The organism is Microbacterium sp. AC026 (genome assembly GCF_979258475.1).
Window position 1 is genome coordinate 299254 of record NZ_OZ409857.1, and the last position, 22165, is coordinate 321418.

The 22165-nt window shown below is 67.8% G+C and carries 14 protein-coding genes and 5 pseudogenes; 12 read left to right on the forward strand and 7 right to left on the reverse strand.

The window, feature by feature from the left end:
- Nucleotides 1-41: 41 nt before the first annotated feature.
- Nucleotides 42-1414: pseudogene (gene lpdA, locus ACZZ93_RS01595) on the reverse strand (dihydrolipoyl dehydrogenase).
- Between the two features lie 2 nt (nt 1415-1416).
- A pseudogene (locus ACZZ93_RS01600) lies at nt 1417-2893 on the reverse strand (leucyl aminopeptidase).
- A 103-nt stretch (nt 2894-2996) separates the two neighbouring features.
- Between ACZZ93_RS01600 and ACZZ93_RS01605 the strand changes: the two are divergent.
- From ACZZ93_RS01605 to ACZZ93_RS01615, 3 genes are all read left to right on the forward strand, one after another.
- Nucleotides 2997-3938, forward strand: a complete 942-nt coding sequence (locus tag ACZZ93_RS01605) for a proteasome assembly chaperone family protein (protein ID WP_053096264.1) — start codon at nt 2997-2999, stop codon at nt 3936-3938.
- 167 nt (nt 3939-4105) lie between these two features.
- Complete coding sequence (locus ACZZ93_RS01610) at nt 4106-5338, forward strand: RNA polymerase sigma factor (RefSeq protein WP_053096261.1); 1233 nt, start codon at nt 4106-4108, stop codon at nt 5336-5338.
- Complete coding sequence (locus ACZZ93_RS01615; protein ID WP_053096259.1) at nt 5338-6030, forward strand: coenzyme F420-0:L-glutamate ligase; 693 nt, start codon at nt 5338-5340, stop codon at nt 6028-6030. The genes ACZZ93_RS01610 and ACZZ93_RS01615 overlap by 1 nt, the downstream gene beginning before the upstream one ends.
- A 75-nt stretch (nt 6031-6105) precedes the next feature.
- Here ACZZ93_RS01615 and ACZZ93_RS01620 read toward each other — a convergent pair whose 3' ends face one another.
- On the reverse strand, nt 6106-7122 hold the full coding sequence (locus ACZZ93_RS01620) for a sugar-transfer associated ATP-grasp domain-containing protein (RefSeq protein ID WP_053096256.1): 1017 nt from the start codon (nt 7120-7122) through the stop codon (nt 6106-6108).
- A gap of 397 nt (nt 7123-7519) precedes the next feature.
- Here ACZZ93_RS01620 and ACZZ93_RS01625 point away from each other — a divergent pair.
- A pseudogene (locus tag ACZZ93_RS01625) lies at nt 7520-7879 on the forward strand (alanine racemase C-terminal domain-containing protein); the annotation flags it as partial.
- A gap of 25 nt (nt 7880-7904) precedes the next feature.
- Nucleotides 7905-8945: an alanine racemase gene (locus ACZZ93_RS01630; protein WP_463510345.1), complete on the forward strand. Its 1041-nt coding sequence runs from the start codon at nt 7905-7907 to the stop codon at nt 8943-8945.
- Nucleotides 8946-8999: 54 nt separating this feature from the next.
- Here ACZZ93_RS01630 and ACZZ93_RS01635 read toward each other — a convergent pair whose 3' ends face one another.
- Nucleotides 9000-9212 (reverse strand): DUF7455 domain-containing protein, encoded by a 213-nt coding sequence (locus tag ACZZ93_RS01635; RefSeq protein ID WP_042540282.1) that lies wholly within the window; start codon nt 9210-9212, stop codon nt 9000-9002.
- Nucleotides 9213-9394: 182 nt separating this feature from the next.
- On the opposite strand from ACZZ93_RS01635, the gene ACZZ93_RS01640 reads away from it, so the two are divergent.
- On the forward strand, nt 9395-11497 hold the full coding sequence (locus ACZZ93_RS01640) for a DNA gyrase/topoisomerase IV subunit B (RefSeq protein ID WP_082297819.1): 2103 nt from the start codon (nt 9395-9397) through the stop codon (nt 11495-11497).
- 86 nt (nt 11498-11583) lie between these two features.
- Here ACZZ93_RS01640 and ACZZ93_RS01645 read toward each other — a convergent pair.
- A pseudogene (locus ACZZ93_RS01645) lies at nt 11584-14024 on the reverse strand (DNA gyrase/topoisomerase IV subunit A).
- Between the two features lie 59 nt (nt 14025-14083).
- Between ACZZ93_RS01645 and ACZZ93_RS01650 the strand changes: the two are divergent.
- Nucleotides 14084-15205: an alkaline phosphatase family protein gene (locus ACZZ93_RS01650; RefSeq protein WP_463510346.1), complete on the forward strand. Its 1122-nt coding sequence runs from the start codon at nt 14084-14086 to the stop codon at nt 15203-15205.
- 27 nt (nt 15206-15232) lie between these two features.
- On the opposite strand, the gene sepH is transcribed toward ACZZ93_RS01650, so the two are convergent.
- Nucleotides 15233-16267 (reverse strand): septation protein SepH, encoded by a 1035-nt coding sequence (gene sepH, locus ACZZ93_RS01655; RefSeq protein WP_463510347.1) that lies wholly within the window; start codon nt 16265-16267, stop codon nt 15233-15235.
- A gap of 196 nt (nt 16268-16463) precedes the next feature.
- Between sepH and ACZZ93_RS01660 the strand changes: the two genes are divergently transcribed.
- Entirely contained in the window at nt 16464-16757 is a 294-nt protein-coding gene (locus ACZZ93_RS01660) for a DUF4193 domain-containing protein (RefSeq protein ID WP_042540214.1), read from the forward strand.
- 114 nt (nt 16758-16871) lie between these two features.
- Here the strand turns inward: ACZZ93_RS01660 and ACZZ93_RS01665 are convergent, their stop codons facing one another.
- The gene (locus ACZZ93_RS01665) at nt 16872-17336 is read right to left on the reverse strand and encodes a DUF3093 domain-containing protein (RefSeq protein ID WP_056278808.1); all 465 of its coding nucleotides are present in this window, start codon (nt 17334-17336) and stop codon (nt 16872-16874) included.
- Between the two features lie 12 nt (nt 17337-17348).
- Here ACZZ93_RS01665 and dut point away from each other — a divergent pair, with 12 nt between their 5' ends.
- The 4 genes and pseudogenes from dut to ACZZ93_RS01685 all read left to right on the forward strand — a co-directional run bounded on the left by dut (nt 17349) and on the right by ACZZ93_RS01685 (nt 22122).
- Nucleotides 17349-17822, forward strand: a complete 474-nt coding sequence (gene dut, locus ACZZ93_RS01670; protein ID WP_463510348.1) for a dUTP diphosphatase — start codon at nt 17349-17351, stop codon at nt 17820-17822.
- Nucleotides 17815-18402 (forward strand): DUF3710 domain-containing protein, encoded by a 588-nt coding sequence (locus ACZZ93_RS01675; RefSeq protein ID WP_056278806.1) that lies wholly within the window; start codon nt 17815-17817, stop codon nt 18400-18402. Before dut ends, ACZZ93_RS01675 begins: the two co-directional genes overlap by 8 nt.
- Entirely contained in the window at nt 18399-19133 is a 735-nt protein-coding gene (locus ACZZ93_RS01680; protein ID WP_463510349.1) for a DUF3159 domain-containing protein, read from the forward strand. The genes ACZZ93_RS01675 and ACZZ93_RS01680 overlap by 4 nt, the downstream gene beginning before the upstream one ends.
- Before the next feature lie 108 nt (nt 19134-19241).
- Nucleotides 19242-22122: pseudogene (locus ACZZ93_RS01685) on the forward strand (aconitate hydratase).
- Nucleotides 22123-22165: the final 43 nt, after the last annotated feature.

Genomic DNA, 22165 nt, shown 5'->3' on the forward strand with positions numbered 1-22165 from the left:
TGACGCGTGTCTAGCTTAGTGAACTGTTCACCGGTTGGTGTTCAGAGGGCGTGCAGTGGCTTTCCGGCGAGGGCGAGGAAGGCTTCACCGAGCGCCTCGCTCTGTGTGGGATGCGCATGGATCAGGGGGGCGATGTCCTCGGGGTGGGCCTCCCACGCGACGGCCAGCTGGCCCTCGGTGATGAGCTCGCCCACTCGGTCGCCGAGCAGATGGACACCGATGACGGGCCCGTCCTTGAGTCGAACCACCTTCACGAGGCCGGCTGTGCCGATGATCTCGCTCTTGCCGTTGCCGGCGAGGTTGTACTCGTACGCCACGACGGCATCGGCGCCGTGCTCGGCGACGGCAGCCTCCTCCGTGACGCCGACTGAGGCGACCTCGGGGCTCGAGTATGTGACCTTCGGGATCTGGATGTCGGGGACGTGCGCGGGGAGAGGCCGGCGATGCGTTCCGCGACGGCGATGCCCTGCTGGAAACCGCGGTGAGCGAGCTGCAGACCGGGCGTGATGTCTCCGACGGCCCAGAGCCCGGGCACACCGGTGCGCAGGTCCTGATCGACCGTGACGAAACCACGATCGAGAGTCACGCCGGCCTCTTCGAAGCCGAGGTCGGCCGTGACCGGACCTCGTCCGACCGCCACGAGGAGGTAGTCGGCGGTGAACTCCTTGCCGTCCTCCAGGGTGACGGTCACCGAGGTGTCGTCCTGCGTGGCGCTCTGGTAGCGGATGCCGAGGGAGTACTGGATGCCGCGGCGGCGGAACGCCCGTTCGAGGCCCTTGCTCATCGCGATGTCCTCGTTGGGCACCAGGTGCGGCAGCGCTTCGATGATGGTGACCTCGGTGCCGAACGAACGCCAGACGCTGGCGAACTCCACGCCGATCACGCCGCCGCCGAGCACGAGCACGCGCTCGGGGATCACGTCGAGCGACAGCGCCTGTTCGCTGGTGAGGATCCGCCCGCCGATCTCGAGTCCCGGGAGGGTCCGGCTGTACGAGCCGGTGGCGAGGATGACATCGGCGCCGACGTAGACGTCGTCGCCCACGCTCACCGACCGGTCGGCGTTCAGGCGACCGAAGCCGGCGACGGTCGTGATGCCGCGGGCCTTCACCAGGCCCTCGAGGCCCTTGTACTTCTTCGCGACGATCCCCTCGCGGTATGCGCGCACCCCGGCGGGGTCGATTCCGTCGAGGGTCGCGGAGATGCCGACGTGGGCGGCGTCTCGCACATGCTCAGCGACCTCGGCCGCGTGCAGCAGCGCCTTCGTCGGGATGCAGCCGCGGTGCAGGCAGGTGCCGCCGACCTTGTCCTTCTCGATGAGCGCGACGGACTTGCCGAGCTCGCTCGCACGCAGAGCAGCGGCGTACCCGCCGCTGCCTCCGCCCAGGACGACGATGTCGAAGGTGTGCGTGGTCATGGTCATGCCTCCTTGTGGGATGCTTCGGCGAACGCGATGATCGACCGGACCATCGCTCCGGTGGGGCCCTTGTCGGTGAAGCCGTACGGTGCGCCGTTGTGCTCGCCGGAGCCGGCGATGTCGAGGTGCACCCACGGGATGCGCGGGGCGTCCTTCTCGTCGGAGACCCGGCCGACGAAGCGGCGCAGGAAAAGGCCGGCGTACGACGCCCCGCCCATCCGATCGCTCATGTTGGCGTTCTGCATGTCGGCGATGGGGGAGTCCAGCGAGTCCTCCATGTAGGCCGGGAGCGGCATGTGCCACGCGAGCTCATCGGCGGCGTCAGCGGCGGCGAGGAACTCCGCGACCGCGTCTTCGTCACCGAACACGCCGGTGTGGCGGTGCCCGAGAGCCATCACGATCGCTCCGGTGAGAGTCGCGACGTCGATGATGACGTCGGGGTTCTCGCGGCTGGCCGCGACGAGGCCGTCGGCCATGACCAGGCGCCCCTCTGCATCCGTGTTCGGAACCTCGACGGTCGTGCCGTCGAGGATGCGGATGACGTCTCCCGGACGCAATGCACGACCTGACGGCATGTTGTCGGTGATGCAGAGCCAGGCGGTGACGTGCACGGGCAGGGCGAGAGCGGCGATCGCCCGCAGTGCTGCGACGCTCGTCGCGGCACCGGCCATGTCGAACTTCATGCCGACCATCGAGGCCGCCGGCTTGAGCGACAGCCCACCGGTGTCGAACGTGATCCCCTTGCCGACGAGTGCGATGTGACGCGTGGCGTTCGCGGGTGCGTAGTCGAGACGGACGAGGCGCGGCGGCCTGTCGGAGCCCTGCGCGACGCCGAGGATACCGCCGAAGCCCTGTTCGGCGAGCGACTTCTCGTCGAGGATCTCCACCGAGACATCTGCCAGACCGTCGACGCTGTCGGCTGCGCTCTGTGCGAGCTGGGCCGGGCTCTGCCACTCGGCCGGGACGAACACGAGATCCTTGATGAGGGCCATCGCCTCGCCGACGGCGATGGACCTGGAGAGTGCGGACTCGTCGAGGTCGGCATGCAGCAGGACGGAAGACGCGCGGGTCTTGCCCGACTCCTTGCGGTAGCCGTCGAACCGGTAGCCGCCGAGCACGGCGCCCTCTGCGGCGGCGGCCGCGAACTGCTCGAGACCGGGAGCCAGGGCCACCGAGACCGTCTCGAAGCCGGTCAGAGACCGGAGGGCTAGTGCCTACGGCGTTGCGCACGGCGGAGGCATCGGGCTCACGGCCCACGCCGACGACGGCGAACGGCAGGTTCGTGACCTCGGGGGCGTAGGCCCGCGTGAACGACGAGGCCGAGCCGGTGTGGCCGACGGCCTGCAGGGAGTCGGCGAGTCCGGGGTAGCCGGTCAGCGACTCTGCGGAGTCCGAGATCTCGGGGATGACGAGCACTGCGGCGTCTGCAGCGCTTCCTGGGAACTGATCTGAGGTGCGCGAGAGCGCGGGAAGCGTCATACCTCCATCCTAGGAGGGTCGCGCGCCCGGGCGCCGAGCGGGTGTTCGCTCTCAGCTTGAAGGTCACCGCCCGGCCGTCCGAAGCTGCTCGTAGCATTGACTCATGCCCTTCTCCGGAGAGATCCATGAACGTGTAGCGAACGCACCGGTCGTGCCGCGCGGACTGCCCCTTGTCCTGCTCCTGACGGGTTTCACCGACGCAGGCAGCGCCGTCTCCGGGCTCATCGAGCACCTTCGCGAGACGACGTCGCCCGAGCCGATCGCCGTCTTCGACAACGACGTGCTGCTGGACTACCGCGCCCGCCGCCCGGTGATCTCCTTCGACCAGGATCACCTGACCGAGTTCCGTCCTGCCCGGCTGGAGCTCTCGCTCGCGACCGACGCCCTCGGCCAGAAGTTCCTCCTCCTCGCCGGTTACGAGCCGGACTTCGCCTGGAACGAGTTCGCGCGCACCGTGCTCGAGCTCGCCGACGAATTCGAGGTCTCCGGGCTCAACTGGGTGCACTCGATCGCGATGCCGGTCCCGCACACCCGCCCCATCGGCACGACGGTGAGCGGCAACCGCCGTGAGCTCACCGTGGCTCACTCGGTATGGCGCCCGCGCACCCAGGTGCCGGCCACTGCGGGGCATCTCCTCGAATTCCGCTTCGCGGAGCACGGTGAGCGCGTCGTCGGGTTCGTGCTGCTCGTACCGCACTACCTCGCCGAGACCGAGAACCCCGACGCCGTGATCGCGGCAGCCGAGAAGCTGATGGCCGCCACGGGCCTGGTCATCCTGCTCGACGAGGTGCAGGAGCGCCGCCAGGACTACCTCACGCGCGTCGACGACCAGGTGCTGGGCAACGATGAGCTGCAGCAGATGGTGCAGGGGCTCGAGCGCCGCTACGACGCGTATATGGCCGGTCGTGATCCTGAGGACGGGTCGTACGACGAGGGCGGATTCAACGAGCGCGACCTGCCGAGCGCGGACGAGCTCGCCGCAGAACTCGAGCGCTACCTCGCCTCGCGCCCCAGCGGCGACGAGGACAAGCCGGGTCGCGGCTGACATCGAGCGAGCGAACTTGGGCGGATTGCACCTGCATGCCCACACGTGTGCGATACTAGGACTCTGACCCGTTGTCAATCGATCTTTCCGGAGATTGGACTTGACAAGGGTCTTACTAGTGTCCGAAATGCTCCGGGGCCTGCGAGCGGCCCCGTGAAAGGCGAAACGTGACTCCTGCCACGACGAAGAAGACCCGGACGAAGAAGACCGCCGACGCTCCCGAGGTCGATGCTCCGGTCGAGGAGGCCGCTGAGAAGCCGGCGCCCAAGACCGCCGCGCAGCGTGCCGCTGCCAAGCGCGCGCCCGCGAAGAAGAAGAAGGCCGATGACATCGTCGAAGACGACGAGACTCCTCCCGCCGCAGAGCCCGATGAGGACGATGAGGACTCCAAGCCGAAGTTCACCGAGCCTCTGCCCACGGGAGCGATCGTCATCTCGTCGAACGACGACGAAGACGTGCCCGTCTACTCCACCCAGATCACCGGTGCGACCGCCGACCCTGTCAAGGACTACCTGAAGCAGATCGGAAAGGTCGCCCTGCTGAACGCGGCCGAAGAGGTCGAGCTCGCGATGCGCATCGAGGCCGGCCTGTTCGCCGAGGAGAAGCTCTCCACGATGACGGCCGCCGAGAAGGCCAGCCAGCTCGGGCTCGACCTGCAGTGGGTCGCCCGCGATGGTCAGCGCGCGAAGAGCCACCTGCTCGGCGCGAACCTCCGTCTCGTCGTCTCGCTCGCCAAGCGCTACACCGGCCGCGGCATGCAGTTCCTGGACCTGATCCAGGAGGGCAACCTCGGTCTGATCCGCGCCGTCGAGAAGTTCGACTACACCAAGGGCTTCAAGTTCTCGACGTACGCCACCTGGTGGATCCGTCAGGCGATCACCCGCGCGATGGCAGACCAGGCCCGCACCATCCGCATCCCCGTGCACATGGTCGAGGTCATCAACAAGCTCGCCCGAGTGCAGCGCCAGATGCTGCAGGACCTGGGCCGTGAGCCCACGCCCGAAGAGCTCAGCCGCGAGCTGGACATGACGCCCGAGAAGGTCGTCGAGGTGCAGAAGTACGGCCGAGAGCCGATCTCCCTGCACACGCCTCTCGGTGAGGACGGCGACAGCGAGTTCGGTGACCTCATCGAGGACACCGAGGCAGTGGTCCCCGCGGATGCCGTGGGCTTCACGATGCTGCAGCGTCAGCTGGAGCAGCTGCTCGACTCGCTCTCCGAGCGTGAGGCCGGTGTCATCCGGATGCGCTTCGGACTCGGCGACGGACAGCCCAAGACCCTCGACCAGATCGGTGACACGTTCGGCGTGACGCGTGAGCGCATCCGTCAGATCGAGTCGAAGACGATGGCGAAGCTCCGCCACCCGAGCCGCTCGCAGTCGCTGCGGGACTACCTCGAGTGATGCAGGCGAACGAAGGCAAGGCGCTCGAGGCGAGCGTCGACGGCAAGAACTACGCGCGCATCCCGCTGCGGACGCGCGTCGTCATGCCGAACGACGACCTCGACTCCGTCGTCCTGGAGTACGCGAAGGAAGCTGTTCAGCCCGGAGACCTGCTGTTCGTGACCGAGAAGATCGTGGCGATCACGCAGGGCCGGTCGTACCGGCTCGACGAGATCACGCCCCGTCCGCTTGCGCGCTTCCTGTCGCGATACGTCGTCCGCACCTCCTACGGCATCGGTCTCGGCATGCCCGAGACGATGGAGATGGCCTTGCGCGAATGCGGCACCCTGCGGATCCTCTTCGCAGCCGGCGTCTCGGTGATCACCAAGGCCTTCGGGCGTCGCGGTGACTTCTACCGCATCGCAGGTGACAAGGCACGCGCCATCGACGGCCCGACGAAGAACACGATCCCGCCGTACAACCAGGCGGTCGTCCTCGGACCGAAGAACCCGCGTGAGGTGGCCCTCCGTCTGAAGAAGATGCTCGGCGGCGACCTCGAGGTCGCCGTCGTCGACATCAACGACATCGGCGGCAACATCCTCGGCTCGACGCTCGACAAGGCGGGGGAGCGTCGGCTCGTCCAGATCCTGGGCGACAATCCTCTCGGCCAGGCGACGCAGTCGACCCCGATGGGGATCGTCCGCGAGGTCTGACCTCCGCGTGATCGACGCCTCAGCAAGAAGGGCCCGGATGCTCAGCATCCGGGCCCTTCTTCATGCCTGCCGCGGTCAGAACCCGATCGCGGCCTGGTAGCGCGGCTTGTGTCCTGTGCGGATCCCGGTGACGCTCGGCTTGTTCTCGTACACGCCGGCGCCCCAGTTGCCCTCGACGAGCACCGGACCGTCAGGCGTGACCACGACATCCCAGCCGACGTACTGGATCTGCGGTACGACGCGCGCGACCTGGTCGACGAACTCGCGGACCTCGTCCATCATCGGCAGCTGGAAGTCAGCGATCGGGAAGCCGGAGTCCGGGTGCGTGACGTGCACGTGGCCGTGAGAGTCGTATCCGGATCCCACAGAGTGACCGTTCTCGTCGAGCATCGTGTAGAAGCCGCCGAAGCTCATCTGGTCGCTCACCGCTCCGCGTCCGAACTTCTGGGCCATCGCGAGGATGTGCGTCTTCTCGCCATCGAAGAATGCGGTGATGCGGGTGGTGTTCACGGTGCCGGGGCACACGGCCGCGAGGTCGGCGTGCTGTCGGATGACCTCTTCGACGAGGACCTGCTTCTTCGAGAGCAGCTCGGCGTGGAACGCATCCCAGTCGGTCACGTCGGCGGCGTGGTAGCGGTGGACACCCGTGCCCGCCTGGCCGTGCGTCTCCTTCACGACGATCGTGCCCTGGCGCTCGGTGAATGAACGCAGCTCGTCTGCGTTGCCCTGCGTGATGAGCATCCACTCCCTCTTGAGGAAGGCATCGAAGACGGCGTTGAACTCTGCCTTGTCATGGAACAGGTGCCGATAGTCGGGGTGGTCGTACTTCTGCGAGATCTCGTTCGACACGGGGTGGGTCATGAACGTGTCGCGCTCCGCCTTGGTGAGGATCGCGAAGTCGTAGTCGATGTAGTCCTGGAACCCGACGTTGTGGCGGCCCGCTGACCACAGCATGTCGACGACCACGAGGGGAACGGCCTTGCCGTGCTGAGAAGACGCCTCTTTGGCCCTCTCGATGACCGAGGCGACGTCGATGCGGCGAGCACGCGCCAGCAGATAGCGGACGCGGGGCGCGAGGGAAAAGCGTGACATGGATCTCCAAGTTCGGGGTCCCCTCCAGTCTACGGTGGGTGCGTGGAGCATCCTGAGAAGGCGGAGCTAGGCTGGAAACGTGTGTGAGAAGACATCCAGCTCCCGCCCGCGCGCGATGATCTCGCGGTCGGCGCTCGCGGTCGCATCCGCTGCCGCCGTCGATGCAGGGGGACGCGTCGCCGACCTCCGCCGCGATGCCTGGGGGCATGGGGTGCTCTCCGTCGCACACGCGGTGGTCGCCGCCGGTGCGGAGGCCGTGCTGGTCGACCATGCCGAGGAGGTCGAGGCCCTGGCTCTCGAAGGCATCGACGCCGTGACGACCGGCGCACCGGATATCGACCCCTTCCTGCTCTACGGGCTCCCCGATGCGGAGGGAGCACTGAGCGCGAGGCCGGTCATGCGGCTCGTCGGCAGAGTGCTTTCCACGAAGCCGCTCAGGGCCGGAGACGCGGTCTCCTACGGCTACACCCATCGAGTGGCCCATGACACGACGGCCGCACTCATCACCGGCGGCTACGCCCAGGGGATCGTGCGCGCGCTGGGCAATGCCGCCCACGTGGAGATCGACGGTGTGCAGCGCCCGATCATCGGGCGTGTCGCGATGGATGTGTGCGTGATAGATCTGCAGGGATCCGCCGCCGTCACCGTGGGCGCCGAGGCCACCTACTTCGGAGGTCGCGGGCCGGCCGCTCCCGGGCTCGCCCGATGGAGCGCCGTCACCGGACTCACGATCGCCGAGCTCGTCACCGTCGCGGGTGCACACGCGGAGCGGGGTGGGAGGCATGAGTCGGCCGGAGCTGCGGATCGACACCGACCTGTTCCGAGCGAACATCCGCGCGGTCCGCGATCGCATCGTCCCGTCGGAGCTCATGGTCGTCCTCAAGGACGACGCGTACGGTCACGGACTCCGGTGGGCCGTCGAGGCGGCGAAGGACACGGGCGTCGAGTGGTACGGGTCATACGACGTCCGAAGCGGGGTCGAAGCACGACGCGTGCTCGGCGACACCGGTCGGATCTTCGCGTGGGTCACCTCGACGGACGAGGAGATCGACGACGCGCTGCGCGCCGACATCGACCTCGGCGTCGGATCGGCGGAGTACCTGGCGCGCATCACCGCCAGGGCTGCGCATGCCGGCGCGCGGGCACGTATCCACCTCAAGATCGACACGGGGCTGCATCGCAACGGTCTGCTCCCGGCCGAGTGGGAGCGCACCGTCGCCGATGTGCGCGCGGGTGAAGCGGCGGGACACCTCGAGCTCGCCGGGATCTGGAGCCATCTCGCCGAGGCGAGCGACGACGAGGACGACGATGCTCAGGCCCTGTTCCTCGATGCCGTCCGCGTCGTGGAGCAGTCCGGACCGACGCCCGAGGCGCTGCACCTGACGGCATCCGCTGCGTCCTGGTGGCGGCCGGAGCTCCGCGGCTCGCTGTCTCGGATCGGGGCGTTCTGCTACGGCGTCCGCTCGGCGGAGGGACCCGACCTGCCGGGTGTCACGCCGGTGGCCGAGCTCACGGCGACGGTCCGGAAGATCTCGGACGGGAACGCTCAGGTCGGCGTCGGGTCGTTCGACGGCATCCCGTCCACTCTCGCAGGAGCAGACGTGGGCACCCCGGGCGGATCTCGCGAGCTGCTGCGGATCGACGAGACGACGTCGCTGGTCCAGGGATGGACGGGGATGCAGATCGGCGACTCGGTCTGGCTGTTCGGCGCGGGCGAGCACGGAGAAGCGAGTGCGACGACCCTCGCCGAGCGCGTCGACACCGTCGGCGAGGAGATCCTCACCCGGCTCACGAGCCGCGTGCGCCGGGTCACCACCCCTTAACGAAGGCGGAGCCCGTCTGATGACGGGCTCCGAGGCGGATCGAACCGCGATCGATCAGTCGATCAGTCGTGCGGTCTCGTCGTGCCAGCTCGTTGCGATGCTGCGGAGCTTCTCTTCGTACTTGCGACCGTGGTGGGCGCAGAACAGGAGCTCGGATCCGTTGACCTCGGCGGCGATGTACGCCTGAGCGCCACATGAATCACAGCGATCCATGGCGGTCAGGCGGAACTCGACGGCGGAGGTCTCACGTTCGGTCGTTGCGTTCATCTCGGGGCCTCCTTGAGTGTCGGGTTCGCTGGCTGGGCGTGTTCAATACAACCACGCTGGGGCTGTGTGCATGCCCGGTTTGCGGCGTGTTTCGCTCAGCGCGTACGCGCGGGTGCCGTACTGAGGGCTCCCGGGGAGTGTCTGCGGCTGGTGGAGAGGCATCGCGAATAGACTCGGAGATTGTGACCGCCGAGTATTCCGCCCATCATCTCCAGGTGCTCGAAGGGCTCGAGGCCGTCCGCAAGCGCCCAGGTATGTACATCGGCTCGAACGGATCCCCGGGCCTGATGCACTGCCTCTGGGAGATCATCGACAACGCCGTCGACGAGGCCGTCGCGGGCAACGGCTCGAAGATCGACATCATCCTGCATGAGGACGGCAGTGTCGAGGTCCACGACCGCGGTCGCGGCATCCCCGTCGACGTCGAGCCGCGCACCGGTCTCACCGGCGTCGAGGTCGTCTTCACGAAGCTGCATGCCGGCGGAAAGTTCGGCGGAGGCTCTTACGCGGCATCCGGTGGTCTGCACGGTGTGGGCGCCTCTGTGGTGAACGCCCTCTCGGAGCGGCTCGACGTCGAGGTAGACCGAGGTGGCAAGACCTATGCCATGTCGTTCCATCGCGGCGAGCCCGGACTCTTCGCCGACAAGGGTGAGAAGCGGCCGGACGCTCCGTTCACCCCGTTCCAGGACAAGAGCGAGCTGCGGGTCGTCGGCAAGGCGCCGCGCGGCACGAGCGGAACACGTATCCGCTATTGGGCTGATCACCAGATCTTCACGAAGGATGCCGCGTTCCAGCTCAACGACCTGGTGACTCGCGCACGTCAGACGGCGTTCCTCGTCCCAGGGCTGGAACTCGTGATCCGCGACGAGCGCGCGGCCAACGGCGCCGAGGTCGAGGGCCAGCCGATCGAGACGTCCTACCGGTACGACGGCGGCATCTCGGAGTTCGTCGAGTACCTCGCGAACGACGCTCCCGTCACCGACACCTGGCGCATCCAGGGCGAAGGCACGTTCAAAGAGACAGTGCCGGTGCTGCAGGCCGACGGCCACATGATCGCCACAGAGGTGGAGCGCGTCTGCGCCGTCGACATCGCGATGCGGTGGGGCACCGGCTACGACACGACCACGCGGTCGTTCGTCAACATCATCGCGACCCCCAAGGGCGGCACCCACCAGCAGGGCTTCGAGCAGGAGCTGCTCAAGGTGCTGCGCTCGCAGGTCGAGCAGAACGCACGTCGATTGAAGGTCGGCAGCAACGACAAGCTCGAGAAGGACGACGTCCTCGCCGGGCTCACCGCGGTGCTCACGGTGAACGTCCCCGAGCCGCAGTTCGAGGGCCAGACGAAGGAGATCCTCGGCACCCCGGCCGTGCGTCAGATCGTGGCCCAGGTGCTCCGGAAGGATCTCGGCGCCCGATTCAGCTCGACGAAGCGCGACGACAAGAGCCAGTCGACGCAGCTGCTCGACAAGGTGGTCGCGGAGATGAAGGCGCGAGTCTCCGCTCGTGCCCACAAGGAGACCCAGCGCCGAAAGAACGCGCTCGAGTCCTCGACCCTTCCGACCAAGCTGGTCGACTGCCGCACGAACGAGGTGGAGCGCAGCGAGCTGTTCATCGTCGAGGGAGACTCCGCGCTCGGCACAGCGAAGAACGCACGGAACAGCGAGTTCCAGGCGCTGCTGCCCATTCGCGGAAAGATCCTCAACGTCCAGAAGGCGTCGGTCGGCGACATGCTGTCGAACGCCGAGTGCGCATCGATCATCCAGGTGATCGGTGCGGGCTCCGGCCGCAGCTTCGACATCGACGCCGCGCGGTACGGCAAGGTCATCCTGATGAGCGACGCCGATGTCGACGGCGCGCACATCCGCACGCTCCTGCTCACGCTGTTCTATCGCTACATGCGGCCGCTCATCGAGCATGGCCGCGTGTTCGCCGCGGTGCCGCCGCTGCACCGCGTGATCGTGATGAATCCGGGCTCCAAGCCCAACGAGACCATCTACACCTACAGCGAGCAGGAGATGCACGCCCTTCTCGCCAAGCTCCGCAAGTCGGGCAAGCGGTGGCACGAGCCGATTCAGCGATACAAGGGACTCGGCGAGATGGACGCGGAGCAGCTCGCCACGACCACCATGGAACGCGGCGGCCGCCTGCTGCGCCGGGTGCGCATGGAGGATGCCGAGGCTGCGGGTCGCGTGTTCGAGCTGCTGATGGGCAACGAGGTCGCGCCTCGACGTGAGTTCATCATCGATTCGTCCGATCGCCTCTCCCGGGAATCGATCGACGCCTGATCGTTCAGCGGCTCAGCGCCAGAGCCGCGCGGTAGACATCGAGCAGCGCGTCGCGGTGGGCGTTCGGCAAGCGGCTCTGACCGCGCTCAGACCAGAGTGCGGCCGATGCTCCCGATCACGCCGTCCACCGGCTGACCCGATGCGTCGCGTCGTGCGCCGGGTTCGGGGAGTTTGCGCACCGCACCCGTCGGATCGACGGCCTGCGCCGGGCTCGGCCCGACCCAGGCGACCATGAGGCGGTCCTCGCCCTTCAGGAAGGCGTGGGCACGGACTCCGCCGGTCGCTCGGCCCTTCGAGGGATACTCCGCGAACGAGGTCACCTTGGCACGTCCCGGTTCGGTACCGGGCAGGCTGCTGTCGGAACCGGAGACCGTGGCGACGACGGCATCGGCATCCGGAGTGACAGCGCCGAAGAACAGCACGGACGCGCCGGCCCCCAGCTTCATGCCCGCCATGCCGCCGGCCGGTGCTCCCTGCGGGCGCACGGCTGAGGCCGAGAAGCGCAGCAGCTGGGCATCCGTGGTCACGAACACGAGGTCTGCGTCATCCTGAGCCTCGACAGCACCCACGACCGTGTCGCCGGGCTTCATGCCGATGACCTCGAGGTCGGGACGCACGGGGAGCGTGGAGGGAACGATCCGCTTGACTGTGCCCTGGGCCGTGCCCAGGGCGATCGGGACGTCGCTGTCGAAGCGCACGAACGCGAGGATCCGCTCTCCGCGGGTGGTGATCCCGAGGTAGTCGCGCAGCGGCGCGCCTGCTGCGAGCTGCACGGAAGACGACGGTACCGACGGCAGATCGACGGGGAGAAGCGCAGCACGCGCCCTTCCGTCGTCAGTGCACCGATCTCCGCGCGCACCGTCGTGTCGACGGTGGTCAGGATCGCGTCGTGCTTGCTCCGTCGGGCCGGCAGCGTGAGCTCCTGCCCCTCGGCGAGGTCCACGCGCACGGCGCGTCCGGTCGTCGACAGCACGAGCACGGTGGGAGCATCGGCGATCTGCAGGTCGACGGCCCCCTTCGTCGCGCGCGGCTTCGGGGGCGCGGCGTTCATCAGGAGCGTACGGCGAGGAGTGCCGTAGGCCTCGGCTGCGGCATCCAACTCCTGTGCGACCACTGCGCGCAGCAGGGCCTCGCTCGACAGGAGATCGCGGAGTCTGGCGATCTCGGCGAGCAGCGCGTCGCGCTCGGTCTCGAGCTCGATGCGCGAGAACTTCGTCAGACGCCGCAGGCGCAGCTCGAGGATGTACTCCGCCTGCAGTTCGCTGAGGTCGAAGACGGACCGCAGTCGTGCGCGCGCCTGCTCGGAGTCGTCGGAGGAGCGGATGACCTGGATGACCTCGTCGATGTCGAGGATCGCGATGAGGAGCCCCTCGACGAGGTGCAGACGCTCTTCGCGGCGAGCGAGGCGATAGCGGCTGCGGCGCGTGATGACCTCGAGCCGGTGCGCGACATAGACGCGCAGCATCTCCTTGAGCCCGAGGGTGCGGGGCTGGCCGTCGACCAGAGCCACATTGTTGATGCTGAAGGAATCCTCGAGAGGCGTGAGCCGGTAGAGCTGCTCGAGGACGGCGTTGGGGTCGAACCCGGTCTTGATGCCGATCGCGACGCGCAGGCCGTGGTTGCGGTCGGTGAGGTCGGTCACGTCGCTGATGCCCTGCAGCTTCTTCGACTGGACGGCGTCACGGATCTTCTCGATCAGTCGCTCCGGCCCGACCATGTACGGCAGCTCGGATACGACGATGCCGGTGCGCCGCGGGCCGAGTGGCTCGACCGACACCTTGCCGCGCACCTTCAATGCGCCGCGTCCGGTCGCGTATGCGTCCTTGACTCCGTCGAGACCCATCAGGATGCCGCCCGAGGGGAAGTCCGGTCCGGGGACGAACTCCATGAGCTCTTCGGTCGTCGCGTCGGGATTCTCGAGCAGGTGGGTGGCGGCGGCGACGACCTCGATCAGGTTGTGCGGTGCCATGTTGGTCGCCATGCCGACGGCGATACCGCTCGCTCCGTTGACGAGCAGGTTCGGGAAAGCTGCGGGCAGCACGGACGGCTGCTGGAACTGGCCGTCGTAGTTCGGGATGAAATCGACGACGTCCTCGTCGAGGTTCTCGGTGAGCGCCATCGCGGGGGAGGCGAGACGCGCCTCGGTGTAGCGCGCAGCCGCGGGACCGTCGTCGAGCGAGCCGAAGTTGCCGTGTCCGTCGACCAGCGGCACGCGCAGCGCCCACTCCTGGGCGAGGCGCACGAGGGCGTCGTAGATCGCCGAGTCGCCGTGCGGGTGCAGCTTTCCCATGACCTCGCCCACGACGCGGGCGCTCTTGACGTGACCGCGGTCGGGACGGAGGCCCATCTCGGCCATCTGATACAGGATGCGTCGCTGCACGGGCTTCAGGCCGTCGCGAGCGTCGGGCAGAGCCCGCGAGTAGATCACCGAGTAGGCGTACTCGAGGAAGGAACCCTGCATCTCTGTCTCGAGATCGATGTCCTGGATACGCTCAGGGGCGAGCTCGGCAGGCGGGGTCTTCGGCATGGGCATCCTGAATGGTGCGAGGCTGAGGGCGTACGGGAGCCTGTGTCAGACTGGCTCGGATGTCCCTCATTCTACCGTCCGAGTCGCCGGCAGCCCGGAGCGTCGTCGGGGTGGCGGACGACGTGTTCGCCGCTCTGCGCGGTGAGTCCGCGACCCTGCCGCGGGCCGAGTCCGTCGTCCTCGTGCTCATCGACGGCCTCGGCGCCATCAGTCTGCGCGCCCATGCCGGCCACGCCAGAGCGCTCACCGCCGGTATGGCGAAGAAGGATGTCGCCCATTCGGTCTTCCCGTCGACCACCGCGGCGGCTCTCACCAGCATCCTCACGGGCACATGGCCCGGCCAGCATGGACTGGTCGGCTACCGGGTCCTCGATCCGGACAGGGACGTGCTGGTCAACCAGCTCACGGGCTGGGAGTCGGATGGTCTCGATCCGGCGACGTGGCAGGCGGCTCCGACGGTCTTCGAGCGCGCCAGGTCAGAGGGTCGTCCGACCTTCGCCGTCGGCGTCGCGGCGTACGCGGGGAGCGGGTTCACCCGTGCGACGCTGCGCGGTGGCGACTTCGTCGCCGCCCAGACACCCGCCGAGCGAGTGGAGGCCGCATACGACCTCGCGGAGCGCCACCCGGGCTCGCTCGTCTACTGCTACCTCCCCGAGGCCGACAAGGCGGGGCACAGATACGGCCTCGACTCCGTGCACTGGATCGCCGCGCTCGAGGAGATCGACGCCGCGCTCTCACGACGTGTGCCGCCGGGTGTCGGTGTGCTCGTGACGTCGGACCACGGCATGCTCGACGTGCCGGCACACCGGCAGATCGTTCTCGAGGCAGAGCACCTCGAGGGAGTTCGCCATCTCGGTGGGGAACCGCGGATGCTGCACGTCTATGTCGAACCGGATGCCGACGCATCTGCGGTCGCCGAGCGGTGGGTTCGTGACCTCGACGGCGTCGCTGATGTCGGAACCCGGGATCAGGCGATCGCGGCGGGATTGTTCGGCCCGGAGGTGACCGACGCGGCCTCGTCGCGGATCGGCGATGTCCTCGTCGTGGCCCGGGGCAACGGTGCCGTCTACGACGGCACGGCTGCAGACCAGCGCGGCCGTGGAATGATCGGGCAGCACGGGGGACTGACTCCGGAAGAGCGTCAGGTTCCGCTGCTCAGGTTCGGAGCCTTCGCGCGCTGAGTCCTCGCACTCGTGCCGGGGGCCGGTCTACTCGTCGGTGCGGGCCCCGAAGACGATCTCGTCCCACGACGGCATCGCGTTGCGGCGTCGACGGCGACCGTTGCCCTCGTTCGCGGGCTCCGGTGCGGGCTCCGGCTCGTCACTCTCCGCAGGAACGCTCTCGAAGGCGTCGAACAGCGCGATCGGACTCTGGTCCGAGTTCTCGTCGTCCGGCTCGTCGAGGATCGGTGCGGTCTCGCGCTGACCCCGCCGGCGTCGCAACGCCTCGAGCAGGTCGGCGGTCTCGGGGCTCGTCGTCGCGGACTCCGGCGCGCGCTTGATCGCGGCGTCCTGCGCCGCTGCCATCGAGCGCTCTGGGGCGATGCTGTCGTCGACCTCGGCTTCGGGCGCCGGGAGCAGACGTGGCCCGAATGCGCCGGAGTCGAAACGGCTGTCGTCCTTGTAGGGCGATGCCTGCCGCTCGGCCTCGACGGCGCGCAGTCGCGGGATGAGTCCGTCCGGCAGCGAGCCCTGGCGAGACAGCTGGGTCGCATCGGCGTTGAGCGGTGCGAGGGCGCTGCGGCGGGGGTCGAAGCTCCAGCGAGCGTCGTGCTCGACCTCGTTGGCGGTGAACTCGAGCTTGATGATCCAGCCGCTCTCGTCCTTCCAGCTCGCCCAGCGCTCGGCAGAGGCCTCGACCTCTGACAGCTTGGCTCGGATCGCGGTGCCGAAAGTCGGCTGAGCGTCGGGCTCGACATCGCTGCCGATCAGGACGGGTACGGCGAGCGCCTGGCCGATGACGTGCTCGCGCTCGGCGAGAACGGGTCCTTCGAAGCGGATGACGTCGTCGACGCCGATGCCGAGGAGGGCCGCGACCTCGGGCGCCGTGAGACCGGCGCGGATCTGAGCCTGGATGTCGCGCGGGCTCGCCGCGAGACGCTGAGCAGCCGGCTCGCTCTGTCGCGTCGCCCGACGGATCTCTCGGTGCAGGACGTCGTCGATGGGCAGCGCGAACCGCTCGCCCGACTCGGTCGCGAGTACGAGCAGTCCTGCTTCTGTGCCGACGATGGTGACGTTTTCCATGCGAATGCCCCTCTGATGGGTGTGCGTTCATGGTGTCACGCGGGGCCGCTCAGAACCGGGAATAGTCTGGGCGTGCCGTGAGTTTGGTCTGTCGCAGCCGCGGGCATTTGCTTATTCCTCCGCGGTCATGCAAACTATGGCCGCCGATTACCCCGACGGCGCACCACCCACTCGCATGAAAGTGGAGATTTACCACATGGCAACCGACTACGACGCTCCCCGCAAGAGTGAAGACGACTCCGAGTCGATCGAAGCCCTCAAGGAGCGTGTGCCGGACAAGCTCTCCGGCTCATCGGGAGACGAAGACGCGGACAACCCGTCCAGCTTCGACCTCCCGGGAGCGGATCTCTCCGACCTCGAGCTCGATGTCGTCGTGCTGCCCGCGCAGCAGGACGAGTTCACCTGCATGAACTGCTTCCTCGTGAAGCACCGTTCTCAGCTCGACCACGAGGGCGCATCCGGCCCCATCTGCAAGGAGTGCGCCGCCTGAGCGCACCATAGAGCGAGATCTCACGCGCCCCCGACCGCTTGGTCAGGGGCGCGTCGTCTTTCCGGCCTTGAGCGGCGTGATCGATCCCGCAACGTGCTCAGGCGGGCGGCGTGGTCAGCGCTGGGCCGCGACGATCGCGGCGGCCAGCCGATCGGGCGTGCGCGACGAGATGGTCCAGGTGTCGACGGGATCGTCGGGGTCGATGTTCGGAACGACGACGATTCCGTCGACTCCGCCCCGGATCAGGTGCCAGCCTCGCGCCGGGAGCCCCGGTCCTCGAGCCTGGCGCGCCTCTTCGCCGTTCAGCGCCCGTGGTGTGCCGAGGTGTCGGACGTCGATATGCGCTCGACCGGCCCGCAGCACATCGCCGTCGACCGAGACGGGCGGGGCGAGTGCGAGGAAGGCGATCACGAGGAGAGCCGAGACCGCTGCGCCGACGACCAGGGCGATGGTCGAGCCGACGGGCACGAAGATGAGCGCCACCATGGGGCCCGCCAGAGCGACCGTCACCAGCAGCCACAGGCTGGGGGACAGTCTCTCGCGGTAGTGGATCCGCGCGTCAGGAGCGATGTTCTGCATTAGCCTCGTGGGGTGACTGATTCCGTTGATGTCCCCATTATCACCTCTGTGGTGCCCGGCTATGCCCACCCCGGTGATGCGGGCGCCGATCTCGTCGCCGCCGAGGCCGTCCGCCTGGCACCCGGCGAGCGGGCGCTCGTGGCCACCGGAGTGCGCATCGCGCTGCCCGAGGGATACGCCGCATTCGTGGTGCCGCGCAGCGGGCTCGCGGCCAAGCACGGGATCTCGATCGTCAACTCGCCCGGCACGGTGGATGCCGGCTATCGCGGTGAGATCAAGGTGAGCCTGATCAACACCGACATCCACAGCGCGTACGATGTCGCCGTCGGCGATCGCATCGCGCAACTGATCGTGATGCCCGTGACCCGAGCCGTGTTCATCCCGGTCGAGGAGCTGCCAGAGAGCGTCCGCGGCGAGGGTGGCTTCGGCTCGACGGGCTACCAGGCAGGATCCCATTCCCCTTCGGCAGGACAGACCAATGACTGACAACAACGCGACTCCTTCGAAGTCCGCACCGGACGACCGGGCGACACAGGGCCCGTTCGACGACTCCGAGGCGAACCCCGTCCGGCCCTACATCGATCTCGGCGGCATCAAGATCCTTCCGCGCGAGGGCCTCAACCTTCGGCTCGAGGTCGAAGAGCAGTCCAAGCGCATCGTGGCCGTCGGGCTCGACTACGCCGATTCGTCCCTGCAGGTGCAGCCTTTCGCGGCACCGCGCTCGGGCGGTCTCTGGGACGAGACCCGGGTGCAGCTGCGTGATCAGGTGCGCACCCAGGGCGGCCGGGTCGAGGAGCGCGACGGTCCCCTCGGCAAGGAGCTCCTCGCCGAGGTTCCCGCGGCGGCCAACGAGGGATCCGAGCTGCGCCTCGCGCGCTTCATCGGCATCGACGGGCCCCGCTGGTTCCTTCGTGGGGTCATCGGCGGAGCCGCGGCATCCGATCTCGAAGCGGCCGCCAAGGTCGAGGATCTCTTCCGGTCGATCGTCGTCGTGCGCGGTGGCGCTCCGATGCCGCCGCGCGACCTGATCCCGCTGAAGATGCCCGCGACTCCCGGCTCCGCGTGACCACCCCGGCCCCGGAGCCCGAGCGCGAGCAGAGCGCGTCGTACATCGTCGGCGCGGCTCTCGGCGGCGCCGCTCGCCGAGCGGGTCTCGACCCGAACGAGAGCGGCGCGACGCACCGTGTGGTGTGGTCCGCGATCGGCGGATGGCGCGGCATCCTCGAGTCCGTCCTTCCGAGCCTCGCGTTCGTCATCCTCTTCACCATCCGCCCCGAGCCGCTGATCGTTCCTCTGGGCGTGTCGGTCGGGCTCGCCGCGGTGTTCACCGTCGTGCGGCTGATCCAGAAGTCACCCCCGTCTGCGGCCATCGGCGGTCTCGTGGCCGCCGCAGCCGCGGCTGCGCTCGCGCTGTGGACGGGCCGCGGCGAAGACAACTTCGTCCCCGGTCTCATCACCAACGCCGTCTATGGCACCGGCATGCTGGTGTCGGCGCTGATCGGCTGGTCGCTGATCGGTCTCGCGGTCGGTTTCCTGATGGGGGAGGGCACCGCATGGCGGCGCGACCGTCGCAAGCGTCGTGCGTTCCTGTGGCTCGGCGTGGCCTGGGCCGCTCTGTTCTTCGCACGTCTCGCAGTGCAGTTGCCGCTGTACCTCGCCGGAGACGTCACCGCGCTCGGCACGCTGAAGCTGATCATGGGCCTGCCGCTGTTCGCGCCGCTGATCGCCGTCACCTGGCTCGTCGTGCGCGCGCTGTATCCGCGCGGCGCCGATGCCGACAAGGCCGCTCAGCCGTGATAGATTTATCTTGACATCAAGATAAATTGCAGGCTTTCGCCTGAGGGCTGAGCGGAGCAGACTGGTTAGGTCTGCCTTGCTAGCCGCAGGGGCTCGCTGGCGAGCAAGATGGAGGCGCCTGTCGCTCCCATCCGAATAGAAGGAGACGGATTCGTGTCCACGGTGAACAGCTTCGGTGCCAAGAGCACCCTGACGGTCGGCAGCACCGACTACGAGATCTTCCGCATCGACACGGTGCCCGGTTTCGACAAGCTCCCTTTCAGTCTGAAGGTCCTCCTCGAGAACCTGCTTCGCACCGAGGACGGCGCGAATGTGACCAAGGCGCAGATCGAAGCACTGGGTTCGTGGGATGCCGCGGCTGAGCCGAGCACCGAGATCCAGTTCACGCCGGCCCGTGTAGTCATGCAGGACTTCACCGGTGTTCCCTGCATCGTCGACCTCGCCACCATGCGCGAGGCCGTCACGGCGCTGGGTGGCGACGCGAACAAGATCAACCCGCTCTCGCCCGCCGAGATGGTCATCGACCACTCGGTGATCGCCGACCTCTTCGGTTCCGAGAACGCCCTCGAGCGCAACGTCGAGATCGAGTACGAGCGCAACGGCGAGCGGTACCAGTTCCTTCGCTGGGGCCAGACGGCATTCAGCGACTTCAAGGTCGTTCCCCCGGAACCGGCATCGTGCACCAGGTGAACATCGAGCACCTGGCCAAGGTCATCTACGACCGTGACGTCGACGGAGTGCTGCGCGCCTACCCCGACACCTGCGTCGGCACCGACTCGCACACCACGATGGTCAACGGCCTGGGTGTGCTCGGGTGGGGCGTCGGCGGCATCGAGGCCGAGGCCGCGATGCTCGGCCAGCCCGTGTCGATGCTCATCCCGCGCGTCGTCGGCTTCAAGCTCTCCGGCGAGATCCCGGCCGGCGTCACGGCCACGGACGTCGTGCTGACGATCACCGACCTGCTGCGCAAGCACGGAGTCGTGGGCAAGTTCGTCGAGTTCTACGGTGAGGGCGTGGCATCCGTGCCGCTGGCCAACCGCGCGACGATCGGCAACATGTCGCCCGAGTTCGGTTCGACGGCGGCGATCTTCCCGATCGACGACGTGACCCTCGACTACCTGCGTCTGACCGGCCGCAGCGACGAGGCCGTCGCGCTGGTCGAGGCGTACGCGAAGACCCAGAAGCTCTGGCACGATGCATCGCAGGAGCCCGTCTTCAGCGAGTACCTCGAGCTCGACCTCGGCACTGTGGTGCCGTCGATCGCCGGCCCGAAGCGCCCGCAGGACCGCATCCTCCTCTCCGAGGCGAAGTCGCAGTTCGAGCAGGACATCCTGGCCTACGCCGCACCCTCGACCTCGGACGACGTCGTCGACCTCGAGTCGAAGCACTCGTTCCCCGCCTCCGACCCGGGCAACGCGCCCGGTGAAGAAGAGCCGCGCACCACCCGGCCCGTGCACATCAACAGCGGCGCACCGGCGAACGCGTCGAAGCCCGTGCCGGTCACCACTCCGTCGGGGAGAAGTACATCCTCGACAACGGTGCAGTGACCCTCGCGGCGATCACCTCGTGCACCAACACCTCGAACCCCTCGGTGATGATCGCTGCAGGTCTCGTCGCCCGCAAGGCGCTCGAGAAGGGCCTGAAGCAGAAGCCCTGGGTCAAGACCACCCTCGGCCCCGGCTCGAAGGTCGTCACCGACTACTACGAGAAGTCTGGACTCGACAAGGACCTCGAGGGCCTCGGCTTCTACACCGTCGGCTACGGCTGCACCATCTGCATCGGAAACTCGGGTCCGCTGATCGAAGAGGTCTCCGCGGCCATCAACGATCACGACCTCGCCGTGACCGCCGTGCTCTCGGGCAACCGCAACTTCGAGGGCCGCATCAGCCCCGACGTGAAGATGAACTACCTCGCGAGCCCGCCGCTCGTGATCGCCTACGCCCTCGCGGGGTCGATGCACTTCGACTTCGAGAACGATGCGCTCGGCAAGGGATCCGACGGCAACGACGTGTTCCTCAAGGACATCTGGCCGACACCCGACGAGGTGCAGGAGATCGTCGATTCCTCGATCTCGCGTGAGCAGTTCATCAAGCAGTACGCGACCGTCTTCGACGGTGACGAGCGCTGGCGCAGCCTGCCCACCCCGGACGACGACATCTTCCAGTGGGACGAGAACTCGACGTACGTGCGCAAGGCTCCGTACTTCGACGGCATGACGATGGAGCTCACCCCGGTGCGCGACATCGAGGGCGCCCGCGTCATGGCGACTCTGGGCGACTCGGTCACGACCGACCACATCTCGCCCGCCGGCAACATCAAGCCCGGCACCCCCGCGGCGCAGTACCTCATGGAGCACGGGGTCGACCGCAAGGACTTCAACTCCTTCGGATCGCGTCGCGGCAACCACGAGGTCATGATCCGCGGCACGTTCGCGAACATCCGCCTGAAGAACCTGATGGTCTCGGCTGTCAACGACGGCCAGGTCGTCGAGGGTGGCTACACCCGCGACTTCACCCAGCCCGGTGGACCGCAGTCGTACATCTACGACGCGAGCATGAACTACCAGGAGCAGGGCACGCCCCTCGTCATCTTCGGTGGCAAGGAGTACGGTTCAGGATCGTCGCGCGACTGGGCGGCGAAGGGCACGAGCCTCCTCGGCGTCAAGGCGGTCATCACCGAGAGCTTCGAGCGCATCCACCGTTCGAACCTGATCGGAATGGGCGTCGTCCCGCTGCAGTTCCCGGCCGGTGAGAGCTGGGAGTCCCTGGGTCTCGACGGCACCGAGATCGTCTCGATCTCCGGTCTCGAGGAGCTCAACAACGGCGTGACCCCGAAGACGGTTCGCGTCACGGCCATGCCGAGTGAGAACTCGCCCGAGGGCAAGCAGGTCGTCGAGTTCGACGCGGTCGTCCGCATCGACACCCCCGGTGAGGCGGATTACTACCGCAACGGCGGCATCCTGCAGTACGTGCTGCGTTCGCTGGTCTGATCGCACGATCGGAAAGGGCTCGGTTCTTCGGAACCGGGCCCTT

Excerpts from the sequence above, each read along its gene's own strand:
- ACZZ93_RS01665 (WP_056278808.1), bottom strand. The coding sequence starts at position 17,336 with ATGCAGAACATCGCTCCTGACGCGCGGATCCACTACCGCGAGAGACTG.
- sepH (WP_463510347.1), bottom strand. The coding sequence starts at position 16,267 with ATGGAAAACGTCACCATCGTCGGCACAGAAGCAGGACTGCTCGTACTC.
- ACZZ93_RS01630 (WP_463510345.1), top strand. The coding sequence starts at position 7,905 with ATGAGTCGGCCGGAGCTGCGGATCGACACCGACCTGTTCCGAGCGAAC.
- ACZZ93_RS01650 (WP_463510346.1), top strand. The coding sequence starts at position 14,084 with ATGTCCCTCATTCTACCGTCCGAGTCGCCGGCAGCCCGGAGCGTCGTC.
- ACZZ93_RS01605 (WP_053096264.1), top strand. The coding sequence starts at position 2,997 with ATGCCCTTCTCCGGAGAGATCCATGAACGTGTAGCGAACGCACCGGTC.
- ACZZ93_RS01615 (WP_053096259.1), top strand. The coding sequence starts at position 5,338 with ATGCAGGCGAACGAAGGCAAGGCGCTCGAGGCGAGCGTCGACGGCAAG.
- ACZZ93_RS01620 (WP_053096256.1), bottom strand. The coding sequence starts at position 7,122 with ATGTCACGCTTTTCCCTCGCGCCCCGCGTCCGCTATCTGCTGGCGCGT.
- ACZZ93_RS01675 (WP_056278806.1), top strand. The coding sequence starts at position 17,815 with ATGACTGACAACAACGCGACTCCTTCGAAGTCCGCACCGGACGACCGG.
- ACZZ93_RS01660 (WP_042540214.1), top strand. The coding sequence starts at position 16,464 with ATGGCAACCGACTACGACGCTCCCCGCAAGAGTGAAGACGACTCCGAG.
- ACZZ93_RS01635 (WP_042540282.1), bottom strand. The coding sequence starts at position 9,212 with ATGAACGCAACGACCGAACGTGAGACCTCCGCCGTCGAGTTCCGCCTG.